The 12,750-nt window shown below is 57.7% G+C and carries 11 protein-coding genes; 7 read left to right on the plus strand and 4 right to left on the minus strand.

Going from position 1 to position 12,750, the window contains the following annotated elements; genetic code table 11:
- The first annotated feature begins 8 nt into the window (after positions 1-8).
- The 3 genes from SIK97_RS03765 (at position 9) to SIK97_RS03775 (ending at position 1,857) form a co-directional block, all read left to right on the plus strand.
- Complete coding sequence (locus SIK97_RS03765; RefSeq protein WP_032694184.1) at positions 9-1,007, plus strand: glycosyl hydrolase family 8; 999 nt, start codon at positions 9-11, stop codon at positions 1,005-1,007.
- A gap of 264 nt (positions 1,008-1,271) precedes the next feature.
- A complete protein-coding gene (locus SIK97_RS03770) occupies positions 1,272-1,379 on the plus strand; it encodes a type I toxin-antitoxin system toxin Ldr family protein (RefSeq protein ID WP_004855299.1) in 108 nt (35 codons plus the stop codon).
- Between the two features lie 370 nt (positions 1,380-1,749).
- Positions 1,750-1,857 carry a type I toxin-antitoxin system toxin Ldr family protein gene (locus tag SIK97_RS03775; RefSeq protein WP_004855299.1) on the plus strand — a complete coding sequence of 36 codons (108 nt, stop codon included), beginning with the start codon at positions 1,750-1,752 and terminating at the stop codon, positions 1,855-1,857.
- Between the two features lie 83 nt (positions 1,858-1,940).
- Here SIK97_RS03775 and bcsG read toward each other — a convergent pair whose 3' ends face one another.
- The 3 genes from bcsG to bcsE are packed head-to-tail and all read right to left on the minus strand — an operon-like array spanning position 1,941 to position 5,364.
- Positions 1,941-3,617, minus strand: coding sequence for a cellulose biosynthesis protein BcsG (bcsG, locus tag SIK97_RS03780; RefSeq protein ID WP_032751637.1), 1,677 nt, complete (start codon positions 3,615-3,617; stop codon positions 1,941-1,943).
- Positions 3,614-3,811 (minus strand): cellulose biosynthesis protein BcsF, encoded by a 198-nt coding sequence (bcsF, locus tag SIK97_RS03785; protein WP_014227175.1) that lies wholly within the window; start codon positions 3,809-3,811, stop codon positions 3,614-3,616. The genes bcsG and bcsF overlap by 4 nt, the downstream gene beginning before the upstream one ends.
- Positions 3,808-5,364 (minus strand): cellulose biosynthesis protein BcsE, encoded by a 1,557-nt coding sequence (gene bcsE, locus SIK97_RS03790; RefSeq protein ID WP_025106804.1) that lies wholly within the window; start codon positions 5,362-5,364, stop codon positions 3,808-3,810. Before bcsE ends, bcsF begins: the two co-directional genes overlap by 4 nt.
- A gap of 167 nt (positions 5,365-5,531) precedes the next feature.
- Between bcsE and bcsR the strand changes: the two genes are divergently transcribed.
- The 3 genes from bcsR to bcsA are packed head-to-tail and all read left to right on the plus strand — an operon-like array spanning position 5,532 to position 9,087.
- Positions 5,532-5,720, plus strand: a complete 189-nt coding sequence (bcsR, locus tag SIK97_RS03795) for a cellulose biosynthesis protein BcsR (RefSeq protein WP_004855289.1) — start codon at positions 5,532-5,534, stop codon at positions 5,718-5,720.
- Between the two features lie 11 nt (positions 5,721-5,731).
- Positions 5,732-6,469, plus strand: a complete 738-nt coding sequence (bcsQ, locus tag SIK97_RS03800; protein WP_032694187.1) for a cellulose biosynthesis protein BcsQ — start codon at positions 5,732-5,734, stop codon at positions 6,467-6,469.
- Positions 6,466-9,087, plus strand: coding sequence for a UDP-forming cellulose synthase catalytic subunit (gene bcsA, locus SIK97_RS03805; protein ID WP_014839747.1), 2,622 nt, complete (start codon positions 6,466-6,468; stop codon positions 9,085-9,087). The genes bcsQ and bcsA overlap by 4 nt, the downstream gene beginning before the upstream one ends.
- A 79-nt stretch (positions 9,088-9,166) precedes the next feature.
- Here the strand turns inward: bcsA and SIK97_RS03810 are convergent, their stop codons facing one another.
- Entirely contained in the window at positions 9,167-10,279 is a 1,113-nt protein-coding gene (locus tag SIK97_RS03810; RefSeq protein WP_057174121.1) for an RNA-guided endonuclease InsQ/TnpB family protein, read from the minus strand.
- Positions 10,280-10,406: 127 nt separating this feature from the next.
- Here SIK97_RS03810 and bcsB point away from each other — a divergent pair, with 127 nt between their 5' ends.
- Positions 10,407-12,749, plus strand: a complete 2,343-nt coding sequence (gene bcsB, locus SIK97_RS03815) for a cellulose biosynthesis cyclic di-GMP-binding regulatory protein BcsB (protein ID WP_032751634.1) — start codon at positions 10,407-10,409, stop codon at positions 12,747-12,749.
- Position 12,750 lies beyond the last annotated feature (1 nt).

Raw genomic sequence — 12,750 nt, forward strand, 5'->3', positions numbered from 1 at the left:
GTGAATTTATGTCCTTGCGTGCTTTAGCGACAGTCGTGGTGACGACGGTGATGATGCTTCCCCACGCGTGGGCCGATACGGCGTGGGAAAGCTATAAATCGCGTTTTATGATGCCGGACGGACGCATTATTGATACCGGAAACGGCAACGTCTCCCATACCGAAGGGCAAGGTTTTGCCATGCTGTTAGCGGTGGCTAATAACGATCGCCCCGCCTTTGACAAGCTATGGCAGTGGACCGATAAAACCCTACGCAACAAAGATAACGGGTTGTTTTACTGGCGCTATAATCCGGTGGCGCCCAATCCGGTGGCGGACAAAAACGATGCCACCGATGGTGATACCCTGATTGCCTGGGCGCTGCTGCGCGCGCAGCAGCAGTGGCATGAAAAATCCTACGGCAGCGCGTCGGATGCGATAACCGCTTCGCTCCTGAAGTCTACGGTGGTCACGTTTGCCGGTCGTCAGGTGATGCTTCCGGGCGCAAAGGGATTCTATCTCAACGACCACCTGAATCTTAACCCCTCCTACTTTATCTTTCCGGCGTGGCAGGCCTTCGCCGCGCGTACGCATCTAACCGCCTGGAGAAAGCTGCAGAGCGATGGCCAGGCGCTGCTGGGAAACATGGCTTGGGGGAAATCGCAGCTTCCCAGCGACTGGGTGGCCTTAAGAGCGGACGGTAAGATGGAGCCGGCAAAAGAGTGGCCGACGCGAATGAGCTTCGATGCGATCCGTATTCCGCTGTATGTCTACTGGAGTGACCCGAAAAGCAGCCTGCTGACGCCGTGGAAAAACTGGTTCCAGCGCTATCCGCGTCTGCAGACGCCGGCGTGGATAAACGTGAATACCGATGAAGTGGCGCCGTGGTTTATGACCGGCGGGCTGCTGGCGGTACGCGATTTAACCCTTGGCGAAGCGCAGGCCGATCCGCAGATTACGCCCCAGGACGACTATTACTCCGCCAGCCTGAAGCTGCTGGTATGGCTGGCAAATAAAGACCAGGCGTAAACTATGGAATGCGCCTCGAATAACGCAGTCGAGCCGGGTGCTGAAATCTGAAGGGCGCCGTAGAATCGTCGGCAAGCCGGGCTTGCCCGGTGAGGCGCAATGTTGCGGGGGCTTGAACCCCGGCGGCAGAGATGAATTGGTTGCTGGAAAGAGAAAACCCCCGCACGTTGTTGGTATAAACCTGGCAACGTATCGGGGGCTAACCTCGCATCTAGACCATTCGAGGATAGCCGCGAACGGTTGCCATTGCAACAAGGCGGCTGTATGACGCTCGCTCAGTTGGGCCTGGTGCTGTGGGACGATCTGGCGGCTCCGGTGATTGCTGGCATTCTGGTCAGCATTATCGTGAGCCGGATGGATAACCGGAAGTAGCCGGCCGGTGGGTATCTGCCTGCCTTAGTGGCAGCATGCGCCCGAACGGGGCCGCAGGGGTAACAACCTGCGGCCTTTTTCGTTGTATTGCTGCAACAAAAAAGTTTCCTGGAATGCGTCTCGCACCGCGCGTAATGGCGGAGTGCGGGTACCCGATCGGGCCAGTAGAATCGTCAGCAAGCCGGGCTCGCCCGGTGAGGCGCAATGTTGCGGGGGCTTGAACCCCGGCGGCATCGATGGATGGGTTGCTGGAAAGAGAAATCCCCCGCACGTTGTTTGGTATCAACCTGGCAACGTATCGGGGGCTAATCTCGAACCTCAACAATTCGAGAATAGCCGCGAACGGTTGCCATTGCAACAAGGCGGCTGTATGACGCTCGCTCAGTTGGGCCTGGTGCTGTGGGACGATCTGGCGGCTCCGGTGATTGCTGGCATTCTGGTCAGCATTATCGTGAGCCGGATGGATAACCGGAAGTAGCCGGCCGGTGGGTATCTGCCTGCCTTAGTGGCAGCATGCGCCCGAACGGGGCCGCAGGGGTAACATCCTGCGGCCTTTTTCGTTTATTGCGGATAAGGGACCCAGCTGCCGCCGTTCAGCTGAACATACGGTTTCCCCTGGTATTGAATGACGATGGCGTTGGAGTTTTCCGACACCGCCGCGCTCTGCGGCAGGTTGGCAATATACTGCTGCCAGTTGATGTCGTTTTCGTCAAACATCTTGCCGTCGAGGGCGCGGACCACCAGCTCAGAAATCGCCAGGTAGCTGCTTGGCTGGTTAATGATAATCGGCGCATCGGGGTGTCTTGCCTTAATGCCGAAAAATTTCACCGCCGCCGGTACGTTGGTAATGGATGGGCTGGGAATATCGCGCAGGCCGGAAACCTGCATTTTGTCGCCTTTCAATGCCGCACCGTGTTCCGGTACGACGATGACCAGCACCTTACGCCCCGATTTCTCCAGTTCGGTGAAGAAATTATCCAGCTCATCGAAGAACTTCTGCGCACGGGCTTTATAGTCCGCGGTTTTGCTCTGGCCCGGATAGTGGTTACCGTCATGCAGCGGCAGCGTGTTGTAGAAGGTCGCCGTGCGCGGCGTATTCAGCTTATCCAGCGACTGCAGCCAGCGGTTCAGCGTCGCCTGGTCGTCATAGACCGGAGAGCCGTCAAAGCCCTGCAGAATGACCGGCAGGCCGCTTTGATCCATCAGCGGGCTCTGGATCCCGCCCAGCGAGCGAAGCTCCTTCAGGAAGTCGCCGAAGATACCGTTGTGGCCGAGCATCAGCTGCTGGGTGAAGCCCAGCTTCGCCAGGTTTTCAAACAGATAGCATTCGCTGCCCGATGGCTGATAAAGGTTCGCATGAGAGAGCTGGCCGCAGCTGGCGCGCAGCAGACGCGCCGCCGCCGGCCCGCTGTAAGAGGTCGCCGAGTTAAAGTTTTTGAACAGCAGGTCGAAATGCTTCCACAGCGGATGATCCATCAGCCCGGCCGCTTCAATATCCGACCATGAGAGCGAGCAGATGTTGATTATCAGCACATCAAACGGCTGGGCATCGGCCGGAAGCGCATCCGGGAAAGTGGTTTTACGTTTTTGCTCAGAAGCGTAAAAGGCATTCAGCCAGTTGGTGAGATTGGCCGACGTCGGCGGCTCGGTCTGCGGCGGAATATCGTTATTCGCCGGCGCAGTATTGGTCGCGATGGCCGTTCCGCCGGCCGTATTAACGGCGGTGTTCGCCGCCGCGGTCGTCGGCTGACCTGCCGGCCAAAGGCTGAAAGAGGGCAGCAGCGGACTGACCACCAGCCAGACCACGATCGCCGAGACGAAAACCGTCACTCGTAGCCACTGGCTGATAAACAGCCACAGGACCAGCAGCACGAAGAACGCGCCGACCATATTCCAGTTAATAAAGCGGGTCACCAGATCCCAGATATAGTCGGCGCTGAAGCCGGCAATCTGCGAGCCCTGGCTGGCAATGCTTTCCGGGCCGGGCAGCCAGGTGTCGTGCCAGAACAACATAAAACCCAGCGGGATTGCTATCCAGTGGCGGATACGGTGCAGCTTATACTGCGGAATTGGCACCAGCAGGAAGGCCAGAAACACCAGGTTTAACATGGGATGAAAATTGAGGTATCCGCCCCATAGCAATGCGAACTTCACCAGAAAGTAGAAGTTCCAGCCAGATAAGCCTCGCCAGTACCGCCAGAGCGGAAGCGACGCGGTGGGTGTTTTGGGTTTGGTCATTTCGTTGATTTGCCTTGCCTGGATGTCGCTTCCCGGCGCAGCACGCCAGCCGGTTTGACATAACGGGGTTTAAAGAACATCAGTCTTAATGTGGTGCGAATACGCCGCTGGTAGTGGCGCGTCAGGTATCCCAGCGGGAAGAACAGCAGGGCGCACAGGACGACCAGCTGAATAATATCGGCGATAGACATCATAAGGTTGGCTCCCCATCAATGGACAGACGGTGCGCCTCGGGGTTGCGCCGCCAGCTTCGCCCGTCATGGGTGGCGTTGATGGTTTCATTTTTGCCAAGCGAAATGGGCAGCGGCGTGTTCCAGTTCTCCGGCAGAATCCCGCGCATCTGCATGATTTCAGCCGTTATTTGCTTATCTTCAAACCAAATCATACGGTTAGAAAAAATATCGCCGGTTGGTAAAGGGAAAATATGGTTTAACGCGGTATCCAGGTCGTTCACCCGGCAAAATGACAGAAACAGCACCAGGCGGTTGTTGCCGATGGTCATAATGTCGCCCATACGGTTGGGCTTACACAGCGTCAGCGCCTGCTCTACGCGCAGGCCGGGCGCCGGGCGCAGCGCCACCATTACGCCTTTGCCATCGGCGGGCAGCATGGTGTTGGCCATAATATTGTGCACCGCTTCGCAGAAGTCCCCCCATTTCTGGTAGCCGCGCAGTTTTAGCGGCTGGCTCCAGGTCAGCAGAGTATTAAAATCTTCCGGGATATGGCGAGTAAACTGCTGTTTTTGAACGCTTTCTATAAGCGTGAGGCAGCGGGATAACGGCGCGCCGCTGGGAATAACCATATTGGCGCCGCTGCTCAGCAGCAGGCGTTCATCGGTGGCGCGCAGGCTCGGCGTTTGCTCGCGGACGACGATTTTTAACGCGCTGCCGCGCTGGCGGCGCAGGGTATGGATATAGCGTCCCAGCTGTTCAATCTGTTCGTTCTGGGTAATGGAGAAGATCAGCGTTGCCGCCTGCGCCATCCTCCCGGCGTTGAAAACGGCGTCGTTGGTATCGAACAGCGTCCAGTATTCGGATAGCGCGGGGGCACCTTCCAGTACGCGCAGATTGCTAAGAATGACTTTTTCGTCGCTGCGCGGTTGCACCACCGTTTCTTCATCCTGTGCCAGCCGCCAGCCGTTTTCATCCTGAAGAACAATGAGCTGCTGCCGGGCGCTGATGCCTTTTTCACTCCCCCACCAGGCGATATCGAACAGGTGGTTATCCCCCTGGTAACGAATACTTGCCAGGCCGGAAAGCGAACGGTACTCGCGTAATAAAGGGGAGAGTTGCTTATCGATATCGTGCCCGGAATTAAGTACTAGTAATGAACAACGATGATAATTAGTCCATCGATACGATTTCTCAACCCAATTGCATAAATCATCGCTTTTTATATTCTGCCAGGCATTTTCAGCGCATAGCAGAATAAACAAATAATTGCCAGGCTCGAGGGAACAAACTAAATCGCGGTGCATTTCTTGCAGCCCCTCAGCACGGTTCGGCATGCTAAATAACGCCACCTTTTCTGGCCCGCAATTTTTCTCTAGTTCAATGATTTTATTTGGGTTATCACCCATGACTATCGCCGCAACCTGGCTCTGTTTATCCTGGGCCGCCAGCGTATGGTTGAGCAGGCTTACCGCGTCGGCATAGCGGTCGACATTCAGCCACCATACTCCACCCACGGGCATATGGCGTACTTCGTCCCATAATGATGAAATACCCAAAGAATATACGATATCCACGGCGTCCCTCGTGAGACTTGATTTACACTTGATTAGTTTACTAGCGAAAGCGTCAGAGTAAACCTAACATTGAAATTAAAGGACATCAGTTTTAGCATGTAAACATATTTTAAGGATGATCTTACGCCTCTCGGTTTAATTTATTGTATTTTCCAACGGACAGAGAAATGCCAGCAAAAGAGCCTGCTGTACCCACCGATGCGACTTTGGGCTACACGTTTCAAAATGATTTCCTGGCGTTAAGCCGGGCATTTTCCCTGCCTGATATTCACTACCACGATATTTCCCGACGCGAGCAGTTAACCGCGGCGCTAAAACGCTGGCCATTACTGGCTGAATTAGCAGAGAAAAAGTAAGGAAGCCGTCGATGGCGATTCTGGGATTACAGGGCGTGCGCGGCGGTACCGGCACCACGTCGATTACCGCTGCGCTGGCCTGGGCGCTGCAATTACTCGGTGAAACCGTACTGGTGGTGGACGCCAGCCCGGACAACATGTTGCGCTTTTTTTTCAACGTCGATTTCAGCCACAAAGCGGGCTGGGCGCGCGCCACGATCGACGGCAGCGACTGGCGCGACGCCGGTCTGCGCTACACCTCGCATATCGATCTTTTGCCCTTTGGGCAGCTGACGCCGGGCGAGCGCGCGAACATTGACCAGCTTCAGCCGACGCTGGCGCCGATGGCCGGGATGGTGCAGAAGCTCCATCAGCAGGGCGATCACCGCTGGCTGCTGATTGACCTGCCGGACGGTTACTCGCCGCTGACCCGCTCCCTCATTGACGTCTGCGACCGCACGCTGGTCATCGTGCATCCGGACGGCAACAGCCATATTCGCCTGCATCAGCAGGCGCTGCCGGTCAATAGCGATATTTTGATTAACGATCTGCGCGTCGGCAGCCAGCTGCAGGAGGATTTGTATCAGCTGTGGCTGGAGAGCCAGCGCCGCATTCTGCCGGTGACCATCCATCGTGATGAGGCGATGGCGGAGTGTCTGGCGGCGAAGCAGCCGCTCGGCGAGTACCGGCAGGACTCTCTGGCGGCGGAGGAGATACTGACGCTGGCCAACTGGTGTCTGCTGCACTACGCCGGGAAGGGGGCGGAATGATTCGCCTGAGCACCCTACTGCTGGCGCCGCCGGTCGGGAAACGGCTGAACGAGCGCTATCGCGACTATCGCCAGCACGGCGCGTCGTGGCTGTCGGCCGCGCTGGGCTGCCTGTGGGCATCTCTGGCATGGGCGTTTATGCCGCTGGAAACGCCGCGCTGGCAGGCTATTCGCGAACGTCACGGCGAGTTTTTCCCGCATATTAATCCGCATCGGCCGCGCCCGCTGGACCCGATTCGCTACCTGCTGCAGTGCGTGTGGCTGCTGGCGACGCGGGTGCCGGAGCCGGATAAAAAGATCAACTGGCGTTCGCTGGCGGCGCTGGAAGGCGTCCAGGGGCGCTATGCCCAGTGGCTGGAAAAGCTGCCGGAAAAGGTTAACGCCCGCACCGGTCACCTGGATAAGCATAAAGAGCTGGCTCACCTGTCGCCAAAGCTGCGGCGGTTTATTCTGGGCACGATAACCTTTTTCTCGCTAATCCTCGCGCTGCTCTGTATTACCCAGCCGTTTAATCCGCTCTCGCAGTTTATTTTCCTGCTGCTGCTGTGGGGCGTGGCGCTGCTGGTGCGCCGCATTCCGGGACGCTTTTCGGCCCTGATGCTGATCGTGCTGTCGCTGACCGTCTCCTGCCGCTACATCTGGTGGCGCTACACCTCGACGCTCAACTGGGATGATCCCGTGAGCCTCGTGTGCGGGATAATTCTGCTGTTCGCCGAAACTTACGCCTGGGTGGTGCTGGTGCTGGGGTATTTCCAGGTCGTCTGGCCGCTGAACCGTCAGCCGGTCCCGCTGCCGGAGGATATGGCGCAGTGGCCGACGGTCGATATTTTCGTGCCGACCTACAACGAAGACCTCAACGTGGTGAAAAACACCATTTACGCTTCCCAGGGGATCGACTGGCCGAAGGACAAGCTCAATATCTGGATCCTCGACGACGGCGGGCGCGAAGAGTTCCGCCAGTTCGCCAAAGACGTCGGGGTGCACTACATCGCCCGCACCACCCACGAACACGCGAAAGCCGGGAATATCAACAACGCCCTGAAGTACGCCAAGGGCGAGTTCGTGTCGATTTTTGACTGCGACCACGTGCCGACCCGCTCGTTCCTGCAGATGACCATGGGCTGGTTCCTGAAAGAGAAAGAGTTGGCGATGATGCAGACGCCGCACCACTTCTTCTCCCCGGACCCGTTTGAGCGCAACTTGGGACGATTCCGCAAAACGCCGAACGAAGGCACGCTGTTTTATGGCCTGGTGCAGGATGGGAACGACATGTGGGACGCGACCTTCTTCTGCGGCTCCTGCGCGGTGATCCGCCGCGGCCCGCTGGATGAAATCGGCGGCATTGCCGTGGAAACGGTGACTGAAGACGCCCACACTTCTCTGCGCCTGCACCGTCGCGGGCACACTTCAGCCTACATGCGTATCCCGCAGGCGGCCGGTCTGGCGACGGAGAGCCTGTCGGCGCATATTGGCCAGCGCATCCGCTGGGCCCGCGGGATGGTACAAATTTTCCGCCTTGATAACCCCTTGTTTGGCAAAGGGCTGAAGCTGGCGCAGCGCATCTGCTACGTCAACGCGATGCTGCACTTTCTGTCCGGTATTCCGCGGCTGATCTTCCTGACCGCGCCGCTGGCGTTTCTGCTGCTGCACGCCTATATCATCTATGCGCCAGCGCTGATGATCGCCCTGTTCGTGCTACCGCATATGATTCACGCCAGCCTGACCAACTCGAAGATTCAGGGCAAATACCGCCACTCTTTCTGGAGCGAGATCTATGAAACGGTGCTGGCGTGGTATATCGCGCCGCCGACCTTTGTCGCGTTGATTAACCCGCATAAGGGCAAATTCAACGTGACGGCAAAAGGCGGACTGGTGGAGGACGAGTACGTCGACTGGGTGATCTCTCGTCCCTATATCTACCTCGTGCTGCTGAACCTGGTCGGCGTCGGGGTGGGGATCTGGCGCTTTATGTACGGCCCGGAAAACGAAATCCTGACCGTCTGGGTGAGCATTATCTGGGTGTTCTATAACCTGATTATTCTCGGCGGCGCGGTGGCGGTCTCGGTTGAAAGCAAGCAGGTGCGGCGATCGCACCGCGTGGAGATGTCGATGCCGGCGGCGATTGCCCGCGATGACGGGCACCTGTTCTCCTGTACCGTCCATGATTACTCAGACGGGGGCCTTGGGGTCAAGATTCACGGCGAGGCGCAGGTGCTGGAAAGCCAGCACGTCAAGCTGTTGCTGAAACGCGGGCAGCAGGAGTACGCCTTCCCGGTGCGGGTCGCGCGGGTCAACGGCAGCGAGGTCGGGCTACAGCTGCTGCCGTTAAGCAATCAACAGCATATTGATTTTGTACAGTGTACGTTTGCCCGCGCAGATACGTGGGCGCTTTGGCAGGATAGCTTCCCGGAAGATAAGCCGATGGAAAGCCTGCTGGATATCCTGAAGCTGGGGTTCCGTGGATATCGTCACCTGGCGGAGTTTTCTCCGCCGTCGGTGAAGGTTATTTTCCGCTCGCTCACCATGCTGGTGGCCTGGTTTGTCTCGTTTATTCCGCGCCGTCCGGAACGCGCAGCGGCGACACTCTCGGCAGAACCGGCGATGGCTCAACAATGTTGACGTATTCCCCCACCTTTGCGTTGACTCGACTCAGGAGCGGGATTCTTGCTTCACGGTGGTGACCTTAGCCCCAGGGGGGTTAAGGATTTACAGCCACTCCACAAGCTAACACGGCAAGCCCTGCCGCTTTGATATTACGGGCCGCGTTAATGTCGCGATCATGGTCTGCCCCGCATTCCGGGCAGGACCATTTACGAACATCCAGAGGCATCTTTTTCATGGTGAAACCGCAACAGCTACAGCGTTTTGAAGACGGGAAAAACCGGTCGATTGCGACCACTGAACGCCCGGCCCATTCGCCTTTGTACCGGAGCTGGCGCGTGAATTCACCCCAGCCTGCGTCTGCTATCGCTTTGGACAACGACGGGTTGCGGAGCATGTTCTTCACCTTCAGAGATTCGACGCAAACAACTTGGTTCTCGTTTATCAGTTTGCGGGATGCTTTGTGCAGGGCATCCAGACGGCAATCGGCTATTTTCGCGTGGAGTCGGGCCACCTTTAAGCGGGCTTTGGCACGGTTCTTTGAGCCTCTGGCTTTTTTGCTTAAACGGCGCTGGAGCTGCGCCAGGCGGGCCGCGTATTTAGCAGTATGGCGGGGATTGCCGGATTTAAATCCGGTATCAGTGACGAACAAATCTTTTAAACCCACATCAATTCCGACCGTTTTAGCGGTGATCGGCAGTGATACGGGCTCAAACTCGCAGAGACAGGAGACGAAATATCGCCCGGCGACGTCTCTGGAAAGGGTGACGGTAGATGGAGTAGACGGCAATTCACGGCTCCAGCGCACGTCTAAAGGCGCTTTACTCTTTGCCATATACAGCTTGCCATTGCGATATTTGAATGCGCTGGCGGTCAATTCAGCGGCTTGTTTATGGCGCTTACTTTTGAATGCCGGGTATGCGGCACGCCCGGCGAAAAAGTTAGTAAAGGCGGTCTGTTGGTGGCGCAGCGACTGCTGTAGCGGCACGCAGGAAACATCATTGAGCCAGGCAAATTCCGGCTCTTTTTTTAGGGCCGTTAACCGGGCGCTGGCCTGGACGTAGCCCATTTTCTCCTTCCGTTCGTTGTAGGCATCAATGCGCCAGCGAAGGATTGAATTGTAGACGAAACGCACACAGCCGAACGTCCGGGCCAGAAGCTCAGCCTGCTCGGGCGTTGGATAGAATCGAAATTTATATGCGCGTTTCATGGTTTCGCAAGATACGCACAATTATGCGAGGGTTATTGATAGTGATCAAATATACAGTATTCATGCACGAAAACCGCCTCCACTCCTCTCTCACCTCCATAGGTGGGGGGATCCTGGGGGCATATTGATGAACAGAAAACTCTCTTTGATTTGTGCAGTAGCGGTGGGTATTAGCGGATGGTCTCCCTTCGCTTCGTATGCGGAACCGACGGCGGCGGCGACTCAGGCCGCGCCGACGACGACGGTCCCCGGTATCGCTGGTACTGTGGCGGACAGCCAGCCCACGGCGACGCTTGCCGATCCGGCAGCGCCGGTGGTGGTGCTGGATAACGCTCCGACCCGCGACGTGAAGCTGACCTTCGCCAAAATCGCCCCGCCTCCGGGCAGCATGGTGCTGCGCGGCGCGCGCCCTGAGGGGTCGGTAGAGTTCGGTATGCGCAGCGATGAAGTGGTGGCAAAAGCGCTGCTGAATCTCGACTACACGCCCTCTCCGTCGCTGCTGCCGGTGCAGTCGCAGCTGAAGGTGTATCTTAACGATGAGCTGATGGGCGTGCTGCCGGTCACCAAAGAGCAGTTGGGTAAAAAAGTCAGCGCGCAGATCCCTATCGATCCGCTCTATATCACCGACTTTAACCGCGTGCGCCTTGAGTTTGTCGGCCACTATCGCGATGTCTGTGAAAACCCGGCCAGCAGCACCTTGTGGCTGGACGTCGGTCGCGAAAGCTATCTTGATTTAACCTACCAGTCGCTGAACGTGCGCAACGATCTTTCGCATTTCCCGGTACCGTTCTACGATTCGCGCGATAACCGCCAGCTGACGCTACCGATGGTCTTTGCCTCCGCGCCGGGTGTCCTGCAGCAGCAGGCGGCGGCCATCGTCGCCTCCTGGTTCGGCAGCAAGGCGGGCTGGCGCGGCCAGCAGTTCCCGGTGCAGTTCAACCAACTGCCGGACCGTAACGCCATTGTGTTTGCGACCAACGATAAGCGCCCTGACTTCCTGCGCGAGCATCCGCCGGTTAAGGCGCCGACGATTGAAATGATCGACCACCCGGTTAATCCGTACGTCAAGCTGCTGGTGGTCTTCGGGCGGGATGACAACGACCTGCTGCAGGCAGCGAAGGGGATAGCCCAGGGCAATATTCTGTTCCGCGGCAGCAGCGTGACGGTTGACGATGTCAAACAGCTGCAGGCGCGTAAACCCTACGATGCGCCGAACTGGGTGCGTACCGATCGGGCGGTGACCTTTGCCGAGCTGAAAACCTACGAACAGCAGCTGCAATCCAGCGGCCTGGTGCCGGACTCCATCAACGTAGCGCTGAACCTGCCGCCGGACCTCTACCTGCTGCGCGCCAACGGCATCGATATGAACCTGAACTATCGCTACACCATGCCGCCTATCAAGGACAGCTCGCGCATGGATATCAGCCTGAACGATCGGTTCTTACAGTCCTTCAGCCTCAACAGCTCGCAGGATGTGAATAAGCTGATACTACGCCTGCCGGTGTTGCAGGGGCTGCTGGACGGCAAAACGGAAGTGACGATCCCGGCATTGCGCCTCGGCGCCATGAATCAGTTGCGCTTTGACTTTCAGTATATGAACCCGATGCCGGGCGGTTCTATCGATAACTGTATTACCTTCCAGCCGGTGCAGAACCACGTGGTGATAGGCGACGACTCGACCATCGATTTCTCGAAGTACTATCACTTTATGGCGATGCCGGATCTGCGCGTATTTGCTAACGCGGGCTTCCCGTACAGCCGGATGGCCGATCTCGCCGATACCCTGGTCGTGGTGCCCAAATCGCCGACCGAGGGCCAGGTTGCCACGCTGCTGGAGACGGCCGGCGGCATTGGCGCGCAAACCGGCCTGGCGGCCATTAACCTGCGCATGACCGACGACGGCAGCCAGATTAAGGACAAAGACGCCGACCTGCTGCTGATTGGCTCCATTCCGCAGGCGCTGAAGGACGACACGAAAATCAACCTGCTGGTTGAAGCGACCAAAAGCTGGGTGAAAACGCCGATGCGCCACTACGATCTGGCCAGCATCTATCCCGATACCGAGGCCAGAACGCCGAATACCCGCACCGACGTCACGTCGACCGGGCCGATGGCGGCGATTATTGGCTTCCAGTCGCCGTACAACGATCAGCGCAGCGTCGTGGCGCTGCTGGCCGACAGCCCGCGCGGCAACGAACTGCTGACCCAGGCGCTTAACGACAGCGGTAAACGCGCGGCGATGTTTGGTTCCGTTGCGGTGATTCGTGAGTCGGGCGTCAACAGCCTGAGGGTGGGCGATATTTACTATATCGGGCACCTGCCGTGGTTCGAACGTATCTGGTTTGCGCTCTCCAGCCATCCGGTGCTGCTGGCGATTCTGGCCGCGGTCAGCATCGTCCTGCTGGCATGGGTGCTATGGCGCATGCTGCGTATTATCAGCCGTCGCCGCCTCGACCTTGATGATGAGTAAT

It is taken from the genome of Klebsiella sp. JN_Kp126, assembly GCF_033843325.1.
Lineage (GTDB): Bacteria > Pseudomonadota > Gammaproteobacteria > Enterobacterales > Enterobacteriaceae > Klebsiella > Klebsiella michiganensis.